The organism is Candidatus Mesenet endosymbiont of Agriotes lineatus (assembly GCF_964019585.1).
Classification (GTDB): Bacteria; Pseudomonadota; Alphaproteobacteria; order Rickettsiales; family Anaplasmataceae; genus Mesenet.
Genome location: NZ_OZ026454.1, coordinates 1,428,918 through 1,451,389 on the forward strand (window position 1 = coordinate 1,428,918; position 22,472 = coordinate 1,451,389).

A 22,472-nucleotide genomic window follows, 5' to 3' on the forward strand; every position below is an offset into this window, starting at 1 on the left:
AATCTGAAGTTTTATGGCTGGTCATTCTCAGTTTGCAAATATAAAACATAGAAAAGGTGCGCAAGATGCAAAGCGCTCACAAAAATTCACAAAATTAATTAGGGAAATAATTGTAGCAGCAAAACAAGGGTTACCTAATCCTGAATTCAATCCCCGTCTTCGCTCAGCAATATTTGCTGCACGCAAAGAAAATTTGCCAAAAGATAAGATAGAAACTGCAATTAAAAGTATCAGTAATCCTTCAGTTGATAATAATTACGAAGAAGTACAATATGAAGGCTATGGGCCATCAGGTCTTGCATTTATTATTTATGCACTAACTAATAATCGTAACCGCACTGCATCTGAATTACGTTATATATTTTCCCGTTATGGTGGAATTTTGGGTGAAACTGGTAGTGTGAATTTTCTCTTTGACCATATAGGACTAGTGGTATATAAAGCAGGTGAGATAAGTTTTGATGACATTTTTAACTATTCTCTGGAACTGGGAGTGCTAGATGTTGAAGGTCAGCAAGATTTTTACAATGTCATTTGTGAAGTGAAAGATTTTGGCAAAGTGCGTGATGCATTATATGAAAAATTTGCGGAACCAGAGTATGCACGTCTTGCATGGAAAGCAAAAGATTTAGTTACTATAGATGATGAAGGTCTAGTTAAAAGAGTGATAGATTTAGTGGAAGTGTTAGAAAATAATGATGATATTCAATATTTAGATAATAATTTCACCTATAATGTTCAATCTAAACAATAAGAAATAAAGGAAGGAGATTTAGAAATATCAAAAATAAAGATTAAAAATAAAAATTTTAAAACAAACTTTAGATGTTTTTTTATTGTTTATTATATGGAATAGCCTTATATTACTAAAGTTTTAAACGCGGGAGTAGCTTAGTGGTAGAGCGCAACCTTGCCAAGGTTGAGGTCGAGGGTTCGATCCCCTTCTTCCGCTCTGATAATATATTAGGTTGTTTGTAGGGATAATGAATAAATTAGTAAATAGAGGCATTGAGCAAAAACAGTAAGTAATACTTTATTTACCTAATTGACATAGTTTAAATCATCCGTTACAGATAGCAGTCTTTACTTTAAAAATATGGAATCAAACAATAATATGCAAGAAAATGAGCAAAAGATTATAAAGAATCTTGTTACAAAAGGAATAAAAAAAGGTGGATATGTTACCATTGATGATGTAAATGATATTATATCTGACGATGGCTTCTCACCAGATTTTGTAGATGAAGCCATATCTCTGTTACAGGACTCTGGTATTAACGTACTTGAAACAAGTGAAGAAAATGAACTAGCTTGCATTGACAGAGAATGTGAGATTGAAGGAGAATCAGTTGATACTTCATGGGTTGGACAAACAGGTGATCCTGTACGGATATACTTGCATAAAATGAGTTCTATAAAGCTTTTATCTAGAGAAGAAGAGATACAAACGGCAGAGAAAATTGAACATGAGAAGATAAATATTTTAAGAGCACTAACTGAGTCTCCTTTGACATTGAAAATACTAACTTCATGGCGTGATGAGTTAATAAATAACAATATATTACTTAGAGAAATTATAGACTTAGATGCCAATTATAATTCTGAAAATGCAGATATAGATAACTCTTCAATTGACAATAATAATACACATGATAAGGAGCATGAAAATAGCTTTAAAGATGATCACGAAGATGAAGATAAGGTATCTTCAAGTAGCAATATGTCAATACTGCAAATGGAAAGTGATTTGTTGCCTAAAGTAATAAATGCTTTAGATGAAATTATTAGTTTAACAGCACAGATATTACAGTTAAAAGATAAAAGAAAAAACCTCTCCAGTAGTGATTATTGTAATAAATATGAGGAAATTTATAATAAAATATATGCTATTGTACTGCAGATAAAATTAAGTGATAACGCTGTTTCAATAATAAGAAAACAAATTTATGACTTAAATAAGTCCATTATTGCAGAAGAAGCCAAGATTATTTCTCTAGCTGAAGATTATAAGATAAACCGTAAGGAGTTTATAGAAGCATATAATAATCAGTTATTATATCAAACAAATACTAGCAGAGAGTGGAAAGATCTTTTACGTGATAACACTTCTTACATACAAGAAATGTTATGTAAAATACAATCTCTTTTAGGGGAAAATAATTTACACGAATTTAAAGAATTAGTGTCTAGAATACAAAAGCATGAAAAAATCCTCAATGAAACAAAGCAAAAAATGATAAAAGCTAACTTACGTTTGGTGGTTTCTATTGCTAAAAAATATTTAAATCGTGGTTTACCATTTTCCGATTTAGTGCAAGAAGGAAATATGGGTTTAATAAAGGCTGTAGATAAATTTGACTATAAGCGTGGTTATAAATTCTCTACATATGCTACTTGGTGGGTTAGGCAGTCTATCACTAGAGCAATACCTGAACAGGCTAAAATCATCAGAATTCCTGTTCATATGGTTGAAAGTATAAGCAAAATTAATAGGGCATTAAGACAGATGACTCATGAAAACGGTTGTGAGCCTACTGTGGAAGAGCTAAGCAATAAACTTATGATTCCTATTGAAAAAGTACGTAAAATTATGAAAATAGTAAAGGATCCGGTTAGTTTGGAAAGTCCAATAGGAGATGATGATAGCAGTACTTTTGGCGACTGTATAGAAGATAAACGTGCCTCAAAACCTGAAGATTCAGCAATACTTGCTGATTTGCGTGATATTACTACAAGGGTTCTTGCTACTTTAACCCCAAAGGAAGAAAGAATTGTACGTATGCGTTTTGGTCTAGGAAAAAGTGGAAGAGATCATACTCTAGAAGAAGTAGGAAAAACTTTCAATGTTACACGCGAACGTATAAGACAGATAGAAGCAAAAGCATTACGTAAGCTTAGGCACCCAAGCCGTGCTCGTAAACTTAGGGGTTTTTACTAATATAATAACAAACTGTATCAAACTGAGAAATAGGACTAAAAATCTATCAAACAATGAGGAACAAAATAGTGGGTCATTTGAGCTCCAAAGGATCGAATCTCAAATAATCAACTTAAGCAAGTGATATGGGCTATCAAAATATAATGTCACATATTGAAACAACCACAAAATATCAGCGACAGACTGACAAATTATTACCAACGAATGGCGCGCTGCAGTAACCAATAGTGTTTATGTTGGTAAAGCTAAGGAGTTGCATAAGTAAGTACATATATTAGGAAAGTGAGAGGCTTTGGAATGATCTAAAAGAGTAGAATGTGTTAAAAAGCTTTCCTACAGCCACAAACAACCAACGCAGAAGTGTATAAAACTCATTAAAATATGTATCCAGCAAAAATGGATGATTTGAAGAAAAGCTTCAAATAGGCTAAAAATTTGAGTTGGAAGAAAAATGGGGATTCCCATGGCAAAATAATTGGGGTTTTAAGATCCGGTTAGGTTTATACTACCAATCCCATAGAAATCAGGGAATTCACTAAAACCAGCACATTGTACAAGCAAGTGCTATAAACAAAATATTGAACTATACCAAATTGGGCATTAACCATCTCTCAATTTGACATCTTCTTTCCTAACAGATTAAAAATTCAGTTGAGTTAAATTAGCTTTGACACAGTTGGATAACACTACCTTTTGCACAAATGCTGAATTACTCAAACATTCTGAAACCTCCGGAAAATTATACATGCCATTGTCTATTATATTTTGATTTCCTTTTGTTTCATCTAGCTTAGAATTATCTATAATACATTGTTCTCCTTGATAATAATAGGAGAAAGTATGATATTCAGTCTTTGTTTCATGGAATAAATTTTTAATAAGGTTAATACAGAATATTGTAAGTATAAAGTGTACAAGACCATTAATGAATGAAGTAAGCCTTTCTTTAGCACTACCATGCTCATGATGATCACAATGTGATTTTGTTTTTTTAACTTCTTGTTTAATCTCAGACCAACGCTTTTTTAATTCACTTTCACCAATTATACCATCTTTAAATTCGTTAAACAGTACCCAAACGTCTTTTAATAGCTCACCTCTTTGGTACACCATTTCAATTAATGCTCTTCCTACGTCTGTTTCAAGAAAGTGATCATAAACCATACCCAGCCCTGCATGGTCAAGCATAATCTCTGGAACATCAGTAATTGTATGAGCGACGTTCAATAAACCTGGAATTTGTACAGCAATATAATATGCAGCAAAAGCTATTGCAAACACTTTTGGATCTTGAAATTCCTCAACGAAATCTACTGTATACTCTTTTATACGAGACACAAGCGAAACCCTACCACGGTCTATTCCAAGAATTAAAGCTGCATCTTTAGCCCCATGAGATGGAGGTGCAAGCAGTGCGCAATTATCACTAAAGGCTGCTCTAAACTGATGTAAGCTGTTACTCTCATGGTTTTTAGCAGTAAGTTGATCAATACTACTCAGCATATAGTGCGCATCTGCAATATACCGCGTAAAAATCATTTCATAAGCATTGAGCTCATCTACTGATATTTGTCTTCCATAATCACGGAGTTCTTTTAATTTTTCACTATAATCATGAAGTGCAACTTCAGCACTTATATGGGCCTTTGTAGTTTGAAAAATAGGTTCTGCTTTTTTTACAGCAAAGTCTATATCATGACTTTCTAAAGCGTTAGTTGCCCACTTTATTGCCGCAATTTTTTTATCTAATGTTTCTGGATCAACAAATTCTTTTGCTTGGTTATTTATACATTCTTTAATAATATTTTTAGCATTATCAAATTTCACTTCCTCTTGCTTTTCTGGTGACAACTTAGTTTGCAAAGAAGCTGCAACCATAAGATCATACATTATCATTCTGTCATTTTCTGCTGCAATATCTTTTCTTGCATACTGTATTTTGTCATTACTTTCAGAAATTTCTGTTAAAAGTTTTTCTGGATATTTGCTTAACAAATAATGGAACTCATACTGAAATTTAATAAAATTCCAATCTGAAGTAGATTTGAAATTGCTTTTATTATTATTCAAGTCACACATGCTTAAGAAGTTTTTAGAAAGCTTAGGGAATTTTATATCTCTACCAACTAAATCAATTTCAATTTGAGACTTAAGGTTATTAAAAATATATTTAATTCTTTCACCGTTTGACTTATGCCCTTCTATTTGCGATTCTTGCCATAACTTCTGTATTGAGGATGATATATTATCTATGTTATGTGCTTGACCTACCATTATCTCTTTTTTCTTCTCTATCTTTTCTTCTGCTTCACATTTTTCTTCTTTTGCTGGCTGTTTATTGTTTATTATTTTGTCATGCAAAAGAATGAAGCTACCCTTTAAGCCGTAAATTCTGATTGTTTCATATAATGCTTTAAAGCCATTACTTATTCCTTCAATTACTCTACCTATACCTTTGGTCATGTACCGTATCGTTTTTGAAACAAGACCGAAAAGTAAAAGATAATCAACAAACCTAACTATTAGACCTGCTAGATCAGCAGCAAGTATAAATATGCTATCTATAATAGTATCAAGCCCGAACATGACAACAAAGCCATCAAATATTCCACGCAGTGAATTTATCATTCTATCTACTACTACTGGTGGAACAATACCTAAATATGACAAAACTCTCCCTACAATTGCAGCAGCAGAAGTAAATAAGATAAAGACAGTGAGTAAAGTATACCATAGAATTTTGTTTTTACCTAAATAGGTAAGTACTTTCTCTTTTGCTCCTGATATTCTATGTTTTTTGCGAAATTCTTTTATTAGCCAACTTGCTTCATGTTTGCTCTCTACAAACTCCTTGTTATCTGTATCTAAGTTCAAATCCTTTCTAATATTTTGAGAGAACTCAGAAGTTTGAATAACCCTGTTCTGTGCATATAATGCTTCCCTTAGAGTCTGACCTTTATATTTTGTCCCTGTTCGTGATTTACCTGGGTTTACATGAGACAACCAGATTGAAGAAAGTGGAATATGGTATGAAGCATTATAGAGCCACTGTTTAAACGCCAGCCACCTACTCTGCTCAATGTGTACTTCGCCCTTATCATCAGCAGAACTATTGATTACTTCAGTTAACCCATTAATAAACCTAGATTTATCAAATTCTTTGTTTGAATCATCACTCTCTACTATCTTCCATAACTCGCCAACTTTAGCTTGCATTTCATTAGTATTTCTAACATTAAAAAACTCAAATAATGGATGTAATTTTAACTGATGAAGTAGCCATTCATACTTATCTTTTTCATTACCTTTGTAATCTTTGATTTTATCTGATATATATTGATATAACTCTTTTATCTCCTTGCGTGTTAAATTAATCACTATATCACGGTGCTCTAAATCATCTGTAAGCAGAAAATCATGCGCAAGTAGTAGCTCATTTATATCACTGTGAACTTCTTTGCATGTTTGCTTTAAGAAAATATCTAAATCTTTTTTTGTTAAAACACTCTGAAAAGTAACTAAAAAAGTAATTTCAGAATCTATGTGTGCCGTTAAAGCACGGAAATATTGCTCAGCCTGAAGCACTCCTTTATCATCTGTAAACTTATCAAAAAATTCTTTATTTGCTGTTATGTTTTTTCTTATTTGATAAAGCGCTTTGATTGCTTTCTGTACTTGACATACATTAGAATTTTCATCTTTTGCTACATTATTTATACTCTGAATAAAATCTGTAACTTTCTTTTGCAATTGCTCAATGTCTTGAATTTCTTCTTTATTTTTAGTAGCTTGATCTTTAACAAACTCTATTATTAAAGAAATAATATGGGTTTTCTGCTGCTCTAAAGACAAATCTTTTTCTAAACTTTGTTCTTCTAAAATCTTCGCAATTGCTTCTTGCCAGGTGCAGAAAGGTGCTATAATCCTTGCTTCATTTGTCTTCTCATCTACTTGAATAGTGAATTTGTTTAATAGATTTAATTCATATAATTTATGATATAACTCGCTACACCCCCAGCTAGTTGAAACAACCAAAGCATACCGACCATCACCCATGCAACTGAAATGCGGTCTTAATAACTCCGGGTTAGGAAAACAAAGAGGTATGAGATTTTCATATTCATTTTGCTCTTCAAGACGCCCTGGATAGCCCTCATCATCATACATCCAATTTAAAAATTGTTTTGCTCTGCCGCCACCAGCCCTTTGATCATGTATATAACGATCTTGACCATGTTCATATGAATTCTTGCAATACTCATGCCATCCTGGGGTTGCTCCAAATAACAAAGATGTTATAAGCCTTGTACTATACTCATCATCATTACCCCAAGCCCTAATAGGATTAGCCATCTGTTCTTTTTGGTGACGTAATAGATCGGCTTTTGTAATTTTTAGATATTTTTCTTCTCCGTCAGTAAATTTAGTAAAAAGCTTTTCTGGAATGTGAGAAAATATCTTTTTTCTATTCTCTTCGGTATTTTTGATAACAAAAGAGCTAAATTTTTCTTTTATATCTTTTGAATCAATATCTAATAGACAATCCAAATACAGACAATTACTAAGAGATCTTTTTACAAATTTATTACGAAAAAGCATACCACTCCCCTTTTAAGGAATTTACATATTAATAATTATAACAACTAAACTTACAAATGTAAATTAGTACTAATTTTTATATTCTTTACTTATTTCTTACTATTCATTTGTGGGTGGAAATTTTTATAAATATCGATAACATCCTTATGGTTTAAGTGAGTGTAAATCTGTGTTGTTGACAAATTCACATGGCCAAGTAGCTGCTGAATTGATCTTATATCAACTTTCTCTCTAAATAGATGTGTTGCAAAACTATGCCGAAACGCATGTGGGGTAATAAACTCAGGTAAATTAGCTATTCTCCTTACCTTTTGCAGGTAATTAGCAAAATAAGTTCTACTTAACTTTTTTCCTCTGACGCCAACAAACAAGTCTTGATTTTGTATTTTGTAACTAAGGTAAGGACAAAATTTTATATATTTTTCTATTTGCTTTTTAATTATAGGAAGCATAAATACCCTTCTTTCTTTACCTCCTTTACCGGTAATAGTTATCTCATCACTCGCTACATCCTTTAACTTAAAGCTTAATGCTTCGCTAATTCTAAGACCACAACCATAAAGCAGAAGAATAATTGCAATATTACGCTGTGCAACCCAAAAATCTTCCTTTTTTATCTCCTCCATAGTGGTTTTGATCTCGTCATTTGATAACACTTTAGGCAAAGTTCTTCTTAGAATTGGCTTTGATATAGAATATATGATTTGATTATCTACGTCGTAATAATTACTGATATATTTAAAGAAATTGCGTACTGCTGATAAAGCCCTGGCATTAGATTTAGCACTTACATTGTTTTTATGACGGAAGCTAAGCCACCCTCTTATGTTATGCAAACTCAAACCTTTCAGAGTTTTAAGTGTTACTATCTCTCCCATACTTGAGTTTAAAAATGACATCAGATGACTTAAATCTCTTCTGTAAGCTTCAAGAGTGTTTTGCGCAAGATTTCTTTCCAGTCTTAGCCATTCACTCCAACTCTCTACTATTTTACATAAACTAGACTCAATCATTACTAAGTTAAAAATAAAACGACTACAGCTAAGGTTTTAAGCATAATAGAGCAGAGTTACCTCCCATAGCAGTAGAATTTACGCTTATCACTTTCTCTACAGAAAAACGATGTAAATAATACGGTCCACCTGCTTTAGGGCCAGTACCTGATAAACCCCTTCCACCAAATGGTTGCATCTCAACTACCGCACCTATTTGATTCCTATTAATATAGATGTTACCTGCAGATATTTTACTGCTAATATAATCAATATTGTTTTGTACACGGCTTTGCAGGGCAAATGTAAGGCCATACCCAGTGCTATTTATATCATCAATCACCTTATCAAGATGTGATTTTTCATAGCGTATTATGTGCAAAATTGGTCCAAAAACTTCTTGTTTTAACTGCAAAATATCTTCTATCTCATAGGCATGAGGAGGAAAAAAATAACCATTATTAGAGTGATGTGATGTTTTACAAATGAGTTTCCCTATTTTTGGCATCTTTTTTGTATGCTGAGATAATATCTCAAGCGAATTTTTATCAATAATTGGTCCAATATCAGTATTAAATAGCATTGGATCTCCAACCCTTAATTCTTCCATAGCACCACATATCATTTTTATTTGCCTGTCTGCTATATCATTTTGAATAAATAGGACCCTCAGTGAAGAACAGCGTTGACCGCTGCTACCAAAAGCAGAAAGTAAAACATCTGCTGTCACCTGTTCCAGAAGAACTGAACTATCTACTATCATAGCATTAAGCCCACCAGTTTCAGCAATCAGTGGAGATATAGGGCCTTCCCTTTCAGCTAACATTTTATTGATTAAAAATGCAGTTTGCGTTGAACCAGTAAAAGCAACATCAGCAATTTTTTTGTTAGGTATTAAAGTCCTTCCTAAAAATTCACCATCTCCTGGAAGTAAACTTAGTGCATTTTGTGGTATTCCAGCATCAAGAAGTATCTTGATTGCTTCATAAGCAATGATAGGCGTTTGTTCTGCTGGCTTCGCTAAAACAGTGTTACCAGCTACAAGTGCAGCAGCAACTTGTCCAATAAATATAGCAAGTGGAAAATTCCAAGGCGATATGCATAAAAAAACTCCCCTTCCTTCAAATAAAATAAAATTATCCTCACCGGCAATGCCTGGAAGCACCTTTGGTTCACTTAGATCATTTTTTGCAACAGCCGCATAATAACGTAGAAAATCTATTGCTTCTCTAACTTCTGCAATTGCATCACTTACAGTTTTACCAGCTTCTACTATAAGTAAGTAAATTAGTTTTAGCATGCTTTCGCCTTCTATTAAATCAGCTGCTTTTTCTAAGCATTCTGCACGGCTTTGTACTTTGGTATTCTTCCAGTCAGGCCATGCATGATATGCTATATCTAAAGCTTCCAAGGCTTGTTTTTTATTTGTATCTGATACATATCCAACAACATGTTCCAATCTTGCTGGATTTATAACTTGTGCATTACTTGAATCAGAAAATTGACCACTTACTATTGGCCCAACTTGCCATTGCGTGTTAGCAAAGCTTTTTATACCTTCTTCTATTTTTAGCATAGATAAGGAATCGTTTATATCTATACCAGAGGAACTCTTTCTTTTTGGAATAATATTTTTAGGTAAAGGAATACTTGGATGAGGCTCATAATTAAAACTTTTTGCTTTATCTATTGGATCTGCAACTAACTCTTCAACATCAACCTCTGGGTTGTTTATTTGATTAATAAAAGAACTACTCGCTCCATTTTCAAACAAACATCTAATTAAGTAACATAACAGATTATCATGGCTACCAATTGGAGCATAAATACGGCAATTTATATTACTGGCTAGTTCTGATGTTATGTAGTCATACAAATTCTTTCCCATTCCATAAAGACGCTGAAACTCAAAACCTGAATGATCTTTATCAGCGAGCTCAATAATAGCGGAAAGCGTGTGGGCATTGTGAGTAGCAAAGCAGGGATAAAAACTGTTTTCTTTACTCAAAAGCTTTTGCGCACATGCAAGATACGAAACATCTGTGTAGGCTTTTCTAGTGAAAACTGGATAGTCATCAAGTCCAAGCTCTTGTGCATTTTTTATCTCAAAGTCCCAGTATGCACCTTTTACAAGCCTTACCATAACTTTATGTTTAGATCTAATGGCAACATCTTCAATAAAATCTAATACTGATAAGGCACGTTTTTGATAAGCCTGCACTGCAAACCCAAGACCTTCCCATCCATTTAGCGATTCATCTAAGCGCAAAGCTTCAAAAATAATTAGTGAGGCTTCAAGCCTTTTTGCTTCTTCTGCATCTACACATAAGGAAATATCATATTTCTTTGCAGCACAGCAAAGTTCTAAAACTTTAGGTATCATCTCGCTCTTAATGCGATCAAGCTGAGTAAACTCATAACGCGGATGAAGAGCAGATAACTTTATCGATATGCCATCTGATTTAAAAGGGCTTTTTGCATTTGCAGCGCTGCCGATAACCTTTATTGCATGCATATATAAATTGAAATAATCATTTGCACTCTCAGCAGTATACGCAGCTTCACCCAGCATGTCGTAAGAATATAAAGCTTTGTTTTTACTAGATTCTACAGTTTCTAAAGCTTCTTCTATTGTTTCTCCTACAATAAAATGTTTACCAAGCATCGATACAAATTGAGTAACAGCTCTACGAATAATAGGCTCACCAAACCTTTTAATGAGATTATTAACTATATTATACCACTTTGAATCCTCAACATCTTGAGTAAGTATATTTTTTCCTGTAGCGAGAGCCCAAGTTGATGCGTTTACAAATAAAGAAGAGGATCTTTTTGCACGTTTATTCCACTGACAACTTATAATTTTGTCCTTAATCAGCTCATCTATTGTACAATTGTCTGGTATACGAAGCAACGATTCAGCAAGGCACATCAAGGCTATACCCTCATCACTTGTAAGTGAATACTCCTGTATAAATGCGTCAACAATATTCAATTTACTATCTTTGATTTTTTCAATTATCTGTTTTGCGGTGCTGTAGATTCTAGTTTTTGATTCGTTGTTAATATCGATGCTTTCAACAAGGCAACGAATATGGCTCTTCTCATTAACACAATAAAGCTTCTGAATATGCTTTCTGATTTCACTTGAAACAAAAGCAGAGTTATCAAACATAAAAAACCTCTACGAAACACATAATAAGAAATAAGCTATTTTACTTATGGCATCTAAGAAAAATTGAATATCAAGTTTTTACTAATTTGCATTTTATACTAAATTATATTTAGTGATAGTAAATTACACCTATCAATAACTGTGAGTAGTTAAAATGATGACAAAAATAATGGGTATTCTAAATATTACACCAGATTCATTTTCAGATGGAGGAAAATTTTTAAACGGGGATGCTGCTTTAAAACATGCTGAGTATTTAATAGATAATGGTGTAAATATAATCGATATCGGTGCTGAATCAACAAGATCTGGAGCAATTCTTATAAGTGAAGAAGAGGAATGGGATCGTCTTGAGCCTGCATTACAAAAGATAATTGACATGGCTCATAAAGCAAAGATTGAAGTGAGTATAGATACAAATAAAGCAAAAATTGCAGAAAAGGCGATTAATGTTGGCGTTGATTATATTAATGATGTTAGTGGTACATATGATAAAAAAATGGCAGATATCATATCTCAAAGTAAAACAAAGCTATTCTTGATGCATAACCTGGGTGTACCTGCAGATAAAAATAATATTCTTCCTAAAGGAGCTGATCCTATCCACGAATTAATAGAATGGTTTAAAAAACGTATTGCAGCTTTAAACAACCTAGGTATTACCAAAATAATTATCGATCCTGGTATAGGCTTTGGCAAGGATGCCGAGCAATCTTGGTATATTATTAACAATATAGATAAATTAAAAGCACTAAACTTCCCAATATGTGTTGGTCATTCACGTAAGTCTATGTTTCATATTTTGAATGAAAAACATAGTGATAATTATGAAATAGAAACACTTACAGTTTCAATTGTACTTGCGCAAAAAGAAATACAGTACATAAGAGTACACAACACAGCATTTCATCTGCAAGCGTTCAATGTGTTGGATAAGTTTGATAGCTCAAATGTGTAGTTCTAAGAACATGTCTTGAAAGGACTTAAGTGGTTAATTTAGCAAGCATAACAGTAATCATATTAAAGAGGATATTAGTTTTTGAAGTAAGGGGAGAATGCTCTTACTCATACGCCTAAAATTGGAGAGCCAAGCAAATCAACAATCCAACGCTTCGGTATAACCTCAAATCCTACAATATCAGCAGCTTTCTTGGCTATTGTGATCCTGTCTTGATTAAGCATCTATTTTTCAGGTTACCCTTGATCAGCAAATGTAATGTGGGTGTTTTCTGTTTTGCTTCTATCAAAAGATCTGAAGCTCCCTCGCGGTCTTGAATGCTTGCACTATCTACTGTAATATGACGTTTCTACCCTTTTGCCAGAATCATATCCTCTAGATCCCCTTTTTGAGTTGTTTTTACTGATTAACTATTCCTATTGAAGGTGTTTCATTTTTGCCAACTTTTACTAATTTCCAATTTGCCATTACCTGAGAAAATAATCATACACCGTTTTCCATGGCGGAAAATCCTTTGGCAGCATTCTCCACTACCTCTCATTATATACCTCATCGCATTAATAATTATTCTGATATTGTGCTTTCTTCTATCGCTCCTTGTGCAACTTGTGGCTCTAAAATTTTCCATTCCTTGTCACTTATATCACCCATCCTATTCTTTGCTTACCTCATTGTATTCTTTTCTTTATGTAGTTAGCTTCAGCTTTAGTATTAGATCTACTTTAGTTTATTTATAAACACAGCTCTCACAGTACGTTTGATTTCATGTAGTATTTTGTACTAAATACAGATATTTACAGGTGAAATAGCAGTAGAGAGATTGTCAGAGAAACATGTGCTACAAATTACGTAGATATTGTAACTGACCACCTACATATTCTATGCTGCCCCGTATAGCTCTATCCAGGTTAATACAATATATCAAAGGTAAGAGTAGTCGCAAGCTATTCCAAGAGTTTGAACAATTAAAAAAAAGATATTGGATCTATGGGCTAGAGGATATTTTGCTGTTACTGTTAGTAATATAAATTCTACAGATGTACAGAAATATATTGAAGAGCAAGAAGTTCATAATAAACATAATAACTTTAACATCTCTGAGTTTTAAAACTTGCTTTATAAGCTTTTCTTCAAACCTTTAGCTGGTGGTAATTGATCTACACTTGTCTATCAATACATCTACCCTTACTGAGATGCTTTTGACATTGACATCTGTAAGGACAGTGCTCATTGTTTCCTGAATTTTTTTTGCTTCTTCTTTAAGAATTTTCATGCTATTAGACATTTTTTTTGCACAATTGAAAATTTTTTCTGTATAGTGCAATACTTTGCTCTTTATATCTTCATTTTTAAATCGTTTAGAACATCGAGTATCATACCATATCTTATTAATAATACCATCGTTTATCAAAATATTAATGGATTTAGTAATATCCTCTAGTTCTAATTCATAACTACTTATACATTTTGTCATAAATTCCATCATCTCTATACCGTTAATCTTGTTTTGATCTATAGTACTGTTGCTTTGGAAGGTAAAAAGAATGATCATATATGCTATTCTACTATGAGTATCAATGTAGCGTTTCAATAGTCCAATACGTTCATCTGGCACATGTTTGATATTAGGTTGTACACATTTAGGAACAGTAGTAATACGATGATTTAAATAATCTATGTCCATGTTCATGTTATTCAAGTTGTCTATATGATGCAAAAAATCTGCATAATTAAGACGCCTATTATTGCAATTATAATGATATGGATGATATGAAAAATACTCATTTGGTTCACCTTGTAAACCAAATTCAGGGTGCGCAATAGTACCATCATCTTCAATATTATCTATAAAGGAATCTCTATCATGCTGTAGTATTAGTTGAATAAGCTTGGGATCATGAGTACCAAATGCAATGTTTAAAGTAGTTAGGATCCCATGTGACAATAATTCAGTTTCTGCATAAACTGTGTTACCTTTGTCATCTTCAATAAATGAACAAATACCATAAAAGATTGTGTTTTTACCAGGGATATTTATGATATCTAAAAAAGGTATATCCCTTACAATTTTAGTACCTTGTCTTAAAAGCATTCGAACAATATTAGTTCTTCCATAAAGAAGAGCTAGATGTAGGTGATTATATTCATGTATTACAATTCCTGAAGGAGAATCATTGATTTTATATTCTGCTTTTATTTTAGCTCCACCTTTAAGTAGAAAGTCAATCAATTCAATACTACAGTTGTGCTTGATTGCTTTCCCTAAACTTGTTTTTTCTATGTGGTCTGCATCATTGACTATTCTATCACCACTATCTATAGCCCTTTTTATAATATCAATACTCTTGCTTACAATGCCTTGATCTATAGTATTAACTTCTCTTGTATACGAATTTACAAGCATTTTCCCCACCACAAAAATTTATATGTTATTTATAGTATATAAATTTTTAATTTCTTCTATGATTATTTAGTAAAACTTTACATATGTTAGTGGTTTGCAAGAGCTATTTGTAACAACTCTTTAGCATTTTTCTTCACAGGTAAAGGGGAATTTTCATCATTTATTATTGAATTTAATATATTAATTGCATATCTAACTTCATTATCCTTCAATTTATGAATAGCATTAACTTCTTTAATAGAGGAGCTATATACTTCATTTGTTAATGAGTTATAAGCTGGTTGCTGATTTTCTCGGTTTAGTCAATACCATAGCTCTGAAATACTCTGCAAGTTGCTTTAATATGGAAGAAAATTTATTATTCTAGCAAGGCTTGAATACATATCAAGCATTTTAGCTAAGTCTCTTTTATTACTATAAATATTTGCTAGTTTAAATTGAACAAGGTATTTATAATTTAAATTCCCTTGTAATACTTTTATAATGAATTTAATGTCTCGTCTTTGTCAATGTTAGTAAAAACTACATCATACATCACATTGCCAGTCTCAATTGAAGTTTGTTCTTTTTGTTAAAACCCCACAAAAGTGACAAGGTTAATAAAAAAGTGGTTAGTATAAAAAAATCGTAAGAGATATAACCTTCCTAAAATTTACCATAATTAATTTAAAAATTTTATAACCTTATAGATATATCGTTCTGATGTAGTCAATTTCTGAAATATAAAAAAATATAATTAAATATATTGACATAAATTAATATTACTTATTTACTTAAAAAAGTAATTTTGTTGTTTGATTAGTAAATTTGAGAATAGAAATAAAGGCAGTGGTGCAAAGCAAATATTTTTTGTACACCAATGCTATTATTTTAGTTTTGGTTTGAGTACAGCACTTAAGTCATTTTGATTTAAGTTTAACTTGAGAGTTTGATCCTGGCTCAGAACAAACGCTGGCGGCAAGCTTAACACATGCAAGTCGAACGAAAGTTATATTATAGTTTACTATAGTATGCTTTAGTGGCAGACGGGTGAGTAATGTATAGGAATCTACTTAATAGTATGGAATAATTGTTAGAAATGACAGCTAATACCATATACTCCTTACGAGGGAAAGATTTATCGCTATTGGATGAGCCTATATTGGATTAGCTAGTTGGTAAGGTAATGGCTTACCAAGGCAGTGATCTATAGCTGGTCTGAGAGGATGACCAGCCACACTGGAATTGAGATACGGTCCAGACTCCTATGGGAGGCAGCAGTGGGGAATATTGGGCAATGGGCGAAAGCCTGACCCAGCTATGCCGCATGAGTGATTAAGGTCTTAGGATTGTAAAGCTCTTTTAGTAGGGAAGATAATGACGGTACCTACAGAAAAAGCCCTGGCTAACTCCGTGCCAGCAGCCGCGGTAATACGGGGAGGGCTAGCGTTGTTCGGAATTACTGGGCGTAAAGGGTACGTAGGCGGTTTAGTAAGTTAGAAGTGAAATCCTGAGGCTTAACCTCAGAATTGCTTTTAAAACTGCTATACTAGAGGTCGAAAGAGGATAGTGGAATTCCTAATGTAGAGGTAAAATTCATAGACATTAGGAGGAACACCGGTGGCGAAGGCGGCTATCTGGTTCGATTCTGACGCTGATGTACGAAAGCGTGGGGAGCAAACAGGATTAGATACCCTGGTAGTCCACGCTGTAAATGGTGAATGCTAAATGTAGGAATTTTTGTTTCTGTGTTGTAGCTAACGCGTTAAGCATTCCGCCTGGGGACTACGATCGCAAGATTAAAACTCAAAGGAATTGACGGGGACCCGCACAAGCGGTGGAGCATGTGGTTTAATTCGATGCTACGCGAAAAACCTTACCACTCCTTGACATGGAGGCTATCTCCTTCTTAATAGAAGGATTCAGTTCGGCTGGGCCTCACACAGGTGTTGCATGGCTGTCGTCAGCTCGTGTCGTGAGATGTTGGGTTCAGTCCCATAACGAGCGTAACCCTTATCCTTTATTACCAGCAGGTCAAGCTGGGTACTTTAAGGAAACTGCCAATGATAAGTTGGAGGAAGGAGAGGACGACGTCAAGTCATCATGGCCCTTATGGGGTGGGCTACACACGTGCTACAATGGCGGTTACAATGGGCTGCAAGACTGCAAAGTTGAGCTAATCCTTAAAAATCGTCTCAGTTCAGATTGCTCTCTGCAACTCGAGAGCATGAAGTTGGAATCGCTAGTAATCGTGGATCAGCACGCCACGGTGAATACGTTCTCGGGTCTTGTACACACTGCCCGTCAAGCCATGGAAGTTGGTTTTACTCGAAGCTAGTGTGCTAACCTTTTAAGGAAGCAGCTATCTAAAGTAGGGCTGATGACTAGGGTTAAGTCGTAACAAGGTAGCCGTAGGTGAACCTGCGGCTGGATTACCTCCTTAGCTTTATGTGTAGTTTATTTATTATTTTATTGATAATGTAAATTATACGATGTGCCACTGTCTTTTTTTCTATTTTGTTGTAAAATCAATATGTTATGGTGAGGCCTCTTTCTCCATATCTTCAGGTGCTGCGTAAGATGCAAATTACTAGTTTGCTTTCTATATCTCATAGGGTAAGTGGCGTGTTTTTATTTTTTGGTGTCTTATTTTACTCTTGGTGTTTTGCATTGTATGTTTTTTTTACTGACTTTGTGATTGCATTTTCTTCTCGTCAATGTTTTATTTTAATTAACAAAGCTTTTACTTTTCTATTTTTATCTTCTTTTACCTACCATTTTTTTAATGGTATACGCCATTTACTGTGGGATTTTGGTATAAATCTTACCAATAAAGGAGTGTCAATTACAGGTGTAATAGTAGTAGTTTTGTTTTTGCTTTCTACTCTTTCTTTAGCTTTTTTAGTTTTTTACTAAACTATGAAAAACCCTATTTATCATTGGTGGTTTCAACGTTTGTCAGCTGCTATTATGCTATGTTTATTTCCATGGTTTATATACATTTTTACTCATCTATTTACCATTCAAGGTAAACAGCAAATTGCTCACTTCATTTTATCTCATCCATTGCAAGTTTTAATTTTTTTTGTGTTATTATTTTTAGCGCTTTGGCATGCTGTTTTAGGGATGCAAGTCATTTTTGAAGATTATGTTTATAATATAAAAGTAAGGTCCTTACTTAATATTTCTAATAAAGTAGTGTCTATCATTACGTTTCTAGCAGTACTAGTTGCTTTTATTTATTTCCTTTATAGGAATTAGTATTAATTGATTATTAATCAAACATTATGTAAAATTAATATAATTTATATCAATTAATTATGTCAAAAATAGGGGATACTCTTTCATCCTTATACGGTGGATATAAAAAGTTTAGTCTTCATAGGAATAAATTCTTTTCTTACAGATATTTTATACGTAACTATGATGAAGCTGAAGAAATTTACGTTGATGATGGAAGACGTGAAATTCTTTATAATGGAAAAGAATGCTATTTCCCTAAAGAAATTCCAAACGATTTTCAGCCATTAAAATATAATTATTTTTGGGATGGAAAACATAGACACCCTATTGAACTACCAGGACGTTATGGCCAATCTTATAATGGCAACACTATATATGCAATGCCTTTTGTAGATATGGCAATTTCTTCAGAGCAGCAGAAGATTTTTGGCTTCAACAAAGAAGAGTTAAAAAATAAAACTATAGTAATTGAAGTTGATAAAAATGGTAATGTTGTCTTACCTGAACCTGATAAAGCTTTATACTACTCTTTTTCTGGTGGTATAAAACCCACTTCTTTTCGAGTTGTTGATCGCAAAACTAATGAGACAAGATGGTTACCATCACTTATAATGCTACCATTTAATTTAGGTGGTGCTGCATGTAGTTTTGTTTGCGGGATAGCTGGCGGAATTTTAAATAAAATAGGAGGTGGATTATTTTTAAATATTGCTAAGCATATATCGAAAGGCCTTGATGATGAGATTAGCGCAAATAAGAACGGTGTTCTTAAATCAAATCAAAGATTACTTAAAACATGCTCTGCTTTTGTTTTTGAATCTTTAGCTTCGCTCTTTATTGCAACTGGTAGTGCAATTGAAGGTACTGGGCGTACTGCAGATGCATTGCTTAGAACTCCAAACCTCATATTTCATCATGATGACTTAGATCGCAAAGCCACTTGGGCTAATATTAAATCTTCATTTATTAGTACTTATTATGATTTATCCAGCATAAAAAAACATGCTACAAGTTCATTTCAAGCTTGCAAAGTACGTACAGATGGTGACGTAGAGAAACTGCAAGAAATAAAAGGTATCAATACTAATAAAGATACCGATGATAAAGTAAATAAACAAAAACATAATAACCGGAATATATCTCATAAAGAAGTAGGAGAAATCAGCCAAGATTTAAGAGATATGTCACAACAATCAACTATAGCTGTTGGAACAAAAAAAGGATTAGATAATAGTCATCAACAAAAGATTACTGCAGGTAGAAGTGAATCACAAACAACTCGTAGCTGTTGATTTTAGCAAAAAATCATATAATTTGATATGTTTTTATATTTTATTTAGAACTCAAAAGTAGCCAATTCTCTTCATTTAAAATAGTTACACCAAGCTCTACAGCTTTTTTATACTTCGATCCTGGTTTTTCACCAATAATTAAGTAATCAGTTTTTGTTGATAAACTTGAGCTCACTTTGACCCCAAGCGATTCAGCTCTTGCCTTGGCTTCACTTCTTGTCATATGCAGCAGTGAACCAGTAAATACTATTGTTTTACCATTTAGTTCAGATTTATTATTTGAGTTACCATAATCAGAGTCTAAAATTTCTAGGCGCGATGTGAGTTTATCTAATACCTCAATATTATGTTTTTCAGAGAAGAAAGACTTAATTGAACTGACTGTTCTTTTTCCTATACCATCAATACTAATCAGATCATCTATGGCCAATCCTTTCATAGCACTATACCAATTAGTATATGAATTATAATAGTTAGCTAATAATTTAGCTGCTTTTTGCCCAACAAACTTAATACCTAGTGCAAATATTAGTCTATATAAATCTATCGTTTTCCTACTCTTTATTGCGTCAAATAAATTACTTATTGATTTTTTACCCCAACCATTACTGGTTTCTAAAGGAAAATTAAGGTCTTTAATCTTCTCTTCCAAAAAAAAGACATCAGAAATTTGTGTAATTAAGTCGTTACTATAAAAAAATTCTATTTGTTTTCTACCAAGACCAACAATATCAAAAGCATCCTTAGAAACAAAGTGCTTCAGCTTCTCTATTAATTGGGCTTTGCAATAAAACTCTCCCTTGCACCTTAATGCAACTTCACCTTCGGTTTTACAGATGTTACTGCCACATTCCGGACAAGAGCTAGGGAAAACAAATTTTTGTACCTCATTGGAGCGTAAGCTTTTATCTACTTCTATAATTTGTGGGATTACATCACCTGCTCTTTGCACTGTAACAATATCACCTTCTCTTATATCTTTGCGCTCAATTTCGTTTTTGTTGTGCAAACTCGCTCTGCTCACTAGAACTCCACCAATATTTACAGGAACTAATTCTGCAACTGGTGTTAAAACACCTGTTCTACCTATTTGAATTGATATTTTATTTAACTTTGTTTTGGCTACCATAGCAGGAAATTTATGTGCTATAGCCCAACGTGGTGCACGACTTGTACTGCCAAGGCGCTCTTGCAACTTTAGACTATTTACCTTATAGACAAGCCCATCAATGTCGTAGTCAATGCTATGACGGCTGCTGTAAATTTTGTTATAAAAATCAGCAATTTCATCTATGGTTTTAACTACTGCTATATTATTACTTACGCAAAATCCAAGCTCTTTTAATCTTTTCAATATTTCGTATTGCGTTTCTTCTTTACAATTGGTTATAGAATAAGCGAAATATTTAAGAGGCCTGCTTGCTGTAATTTTAGGATCAAGCTGTCTTATAGATCCTGCTGCTGCATTTCTAGGATTTGCAAATTCATTATCTTTATTTAGATCTATAAAATCATTCCGATCTATATATATTTCTCCCCTAACTTCTAAAGTATCACCTGTATTTAGAAGTTTTGGTAAATCTTTTAAAGTAGCAACATTTGCTGTAACATCCTCACCAATGTGGCCATTACCACGTGTTGTGGCATAAGCTAAAGCTCCGTTTTCATAAGTTACAGCAAATGATAAACCATCTATTTTTAGCTCACATAGTAATTCTACTTCATCTATATTTAAAAAGCGTTTTACTTTTGCACAAAATTTCTCTATGTCTTGTAAATTTGAAGCATTGTCCAGAGAAAGCATAGGCTTCTTATGCTGGATCTTTTTAAACCTACTATCAGGTTCTGAACCTACACTTTCCTGCACACTACCCATGAGTTTTAACTGAAGAAATTTTTCCTCTATTTCTACAAGCTTTACGCGCAAGTCATCATATTCAGCATCGGTAACTGCTGGTTTATTTTTTGTATAATAAAGAGTATCATAATGTTTTACCTTTGCCTTTAGATCTAAAAACTCTTCCTTTATCTTTTCAAAATTATCCATTTTAAAATACGGGCTTATAAGCCCTTTAACTATAATTGAATTGGTTACTGAAGTGAATAGGAATGCCTTGAGAACTTTGAGCTTGGGGTTTGCTTCGGCTAGATCGTTCTTAGGAGCATTTTTTCCAAGTTGTTAATTTTTGTCCTAACCACCTACATTTTCTTCAACTTTAATTTATGGTTATTTTCGTAATCTGCTTTTATATTTTCTAACCTCTCTTTTGCAGAATAAGATTTATCACTTTTTTTTGCAGGTGATATAGCGCTCTATCATTAAGATAGGTCTGCAATTATAAAGGCTACCTAAGAATAAGTGTCAATAAAGGTCTGTTGATAAATGCGTCCTTTATGTTACCCACGTATCTTAAATAACCTTGCATCGATTTCTTTAACTTTTTCTAAAGCCTGTGAGCCATCTTGCATGACCTTTCAAGAGTCTCTTTTTGAAAATCTCAATATCATTTCTAACCCATACACTTCAGATATTATTATACCTCTTTTTCTCAACTCATTTTTTATACGCTGAAAATTCTATTAACTATATCTCTTTCTATATCCTGAGAAACTCTATTTGCCAACTTTTCTTACTTATCTCATCCCACCATTTTCATCTCTCTCCTTAAATCGGTAAAATGTATCTCTTCCATATGCTTGTTATCTAGTTGTTTTGCTAAATCCTAATTTTGGTTTTTTGTTTGTATTGTATTCATTTCTCTTATTTTTTGTTATTTTTAACTTATTTATTCTAAGTGTCAGATCAAGTTTTATTTAGTGCAATTTAGAAAATACTATATTTTGTAGCACAGAATTATTTGGCCCACTTACAGCCATTATTGCATTTTCCAA

General features: G+C 33.2%; 11 protein-coding genes, 1 tRNA gene, 1 rRNA gene and 2 pseudogenes. 10 read left to right on the forward strand and 5 right to left on the reverse strand.

What is annotated here, in order from left to right; all coding sequences use genetic code 11:
* Positions 1-13 precede the first annotated feature (13 nt).
* From AACL19_RS06765 to AACL19_RS06780, 4 genes and pseudogenes are all read left to right on the forward strand, one after another.
* Positions 14-754, forward strand: a complete 741-nt coding sequence (locus AACL19_RS06765) for a YebC/PmpR family DNA-binding transcriptional regulator (protein WP_339045718.1) — start codon at positions 14-16, stop codon at positions 752-754.
* Between the two features lie 126 nt (positions 755-880).
* Positions 881-952: transfer RNA gene (locus AACL19_RS06770), tRNA-Gly, on the forward strand.
* A 144-nt stretch (positions 953-1,096) separates the two neighbouring features.
* Positions 1,097-2,938 (forward strand): RNA polymerase sigma factor RpoD, encoded by a 1,842-nt coding sequence (rpoD, locus tag AACL19_RS06775; protein ID WP_339045719.1) that lies wholly within the window; start codon positions 1,097-1,099, stop codon positions 2,936-2,938.
* Between the two features lie 437 nt (positions 2,939-3,375).
* A pseudogene (locus AACL19_RS06780) lies at positions 3,376-3,598 on the forward strand (IS256 family transposase); the annotation flags it as partial.
* Here AACL19_RS06780 and AACL19_RS06785 read toward each other — a convergent pair.
* From AACL19_RS06785 to putA, 3 genes are all read right to left on the reverse strand, one after another.
* The gene (locus AACL19_RS06785; protein ID WP_339045720.1) at positions 3,578-7,537 is read right to left on the reverse strand and encodes a hypothetical protein; all 3,960 of its coding nucleotides are present in this window, start codon (positions 7,535-7,537) and stop codon (positions 3,578-3,580) included. The pseudogene AACL19_RS06780 and the gene AACL19_RS06785 overlap by 21 nt on opposite strands.
* A gap of 89 nt (positions 7,538-7,626) precedes the next feature.
* Positions 7,627-8,550, reverse strand: a complete 924-nt coding sequence (locus AACL19_RS06790; protein WP_339045721.1) for a tyrosine recombinase XerC — start codon at positions 8,548-8,550, stop codon at positions 7,627-7,629.
* A 28-nt stretch (positions 8,551-8,578) separates the two neighbouring features.
* Positions 8,579-11,704, reverse strand: a complete 3,126-nt coding sequence (putA, locus tag AACL19_RS06795) for a bifunctional proline dehydrogenase/L-glutamate gamma-semialdehyde dehydrogenase PutA (RefSeq protein WP_339045722.1) — start codon at positions 11,702-11,704, stop codon at positions 8,579-8,581.
* 154 nt (positions 11,705-11,858) lie between these two features.
* On the opposite strand from putA, the gene folP reads away from it, so the two are divergent.
* Both folP and tnpA read left to right on the forward strand, forming a co-directional pair.
* Entirely contained in the window at positions 11,859-12,662 is an 804-nt protein-coding gene (gene folP, locus AACL19_RS06800; RefSeq protein WP_339045723.1) for a dihydropteroate synthase, read from the forward strand.
* Positions 12,663-13,543: 881 nt separating this feature from the next.
* Positions 13,544-13,770: pseudogene (gene tnpA / locus AACL19_RS07165) on the forward strand (IS200/IS605 family transposase).
* A gap of 30 nt (positions 13,771-13,800) precedes the next feature.
* Here tnpA and AACL19_RS06810 read toward each other — a convergent pair.
* A complete protein-coding gene (locus AACL19_RS06810; protein ID WP_339045725.1) occupies positions 13,801-15,066 on the reverse strand; it encodes a hypothetical protein in 1,266 nt (421 codons plus the stop codon).
* 916 nt (positions 15,067-15,982) lie between these two features.
* Between AACL19_RS06810 and AACL19_RS06815 the strand changes: the two genes are divergently transcribed.
* The 4 genes from AACL19_RS06815 to AACL19_RS06825 all read left to right on the forward strand — a co-directional run bounded on the left by AACL19_RS06815 (position 15,983) and on the right by AACL19_RS06825 (position 19,580).
* Positions 15,983-17,488: ribosomal RNA gene (locus tag AACL19_RS06815) — 16S ribosomal RNA — on the forward strand.
* 95 nt (positions 17,489-17,583) lie between these two features.
* Positions 17,584-17,961: a succinate dehydrogenase, cytochrome b556 subunit gene (gene sdhC, locus AACL19_RS06820; protein WP_339045726.1), complete on the forward strand. Its 378-nt coding sequence runs from the start codon at positions 17,584-17,586 to the stop codon at positions 17,959-17,961.
* Positions 17,962-17,964: 3 nt separating this feature from the next.
* Positions 17,965-18,306, forward strand: coding sequence for a succinate dehydrogenase, hydrophobic membrane anchor protein (gene sdhD / locus AACL19_RS07170; protein ID WP_410519858.1), 342 nt, complete (start codon positions 17,965-17,967; stop codon positions 18,304-18,306).
* 59 nt (positions 18,307-18,365) lie between these two features.
* Positions 18,366-19,580, forward strand: a complete 1,215-nt coding sequence (locus tag AACL19_RS06825) for a hypothetical protein (RefSeq protein ID WP_339045727.1) — start codon at positions 18,366-18,368, stop codon at positions 19,578-19,580.
* A gap of 40 nt (positions 19,581-19,620) precedes the next feature.
* Here AACL19_RS06825 and ligA read toward each other — a convergent pair whose 3' ends face one another.
* A complete protein-coding gene (gene ligA / locus AACL19_RS06830; RefSeq protein WP_339045728.1) occupies positions 19,621-21,627 on the reverse strand; it encodes an NAD-dependent DNA ligase LigA in 2,007 nt (668 codons plus the stop codon).
* Positions 21,628-22,472: the final 845 nt, after the last annotated feature.

Bases quoted from the DNA above. Each gene is read 5' to 3' on its own strand.
- sdhC (WP_339045726.1), top strand. From the start codon at position 17,584: ATGGTGAGGCCTCTTTCTCCATATCTTCAGGTGCTGCGTAAGATGCAA.
- AACL19_RS06765 (WP_339045718.1), top strand. From the start codon at position 14: ATGGCTGGTCATTCTCAGTTTGCAAATATAAAACATAGAAAAGGTGCG.
- AACL19_RS06785 (WP_339045720.1), bottom strand. From the start codon at position 7,537: ATGCTTTTTCGTAATAAATTTGTAAAAAGATCTCTTAGTAATTGTCTG.
- putA (WP_339045722.1), bottom strand. From the start codon at position 11,704: ATGTTTGATAACTCTGCTTTTGTTTCAAGTGAAATCAGAAAGCATATT.
- AACL19_RS06810 (WP_339045725.1), bottom strand. From the start codon at position 15,066: ATGCTTGTAAATTCGTATACAAGAGAAGTTAATACTATAGATCAAGGC.
- AACL19_RS06825 (WP_339045727.1), top strand. From the start codon at position 18,366: ATGTCAAAAATAGGGGATACTCTTTCATCCTTATACGGTGGATATAAA.
- ligA (WP_339045728.1), bottom strand. From the start codon at position 21,627: ATGGATAATTTTGAAAAGATAAAGGAAGAGTTTTTAGATCTAAAGGCA.
- folP (WP_339045723.1), top strand. From the start codon at position 11,859: ATGATGACAAAAATAATGGGTATTCTAAATATTACACCAGATTCATTT.
- rpoD (WP_339045719.1), top strand. From the start codon at position 1,097: ATGGAATCAAACAATAATATGCAAGAAAATGAGCAAAAGATTATAAAG.
- AACL19_RS06790 (WP_339045721.1), bottom strand. From the start codon at position 8,550: ATGATTGAGTCTAGTTTATGTAAAATAGTAGAGAGTTGGAGTGAATGG.
- sdhD (WP_410519858.1), top strand. From the start codon at position 17,965: ATGAAAAACCCTATTTATCATTGGTGGTTTCAACGTTTGTCAGCTGCT.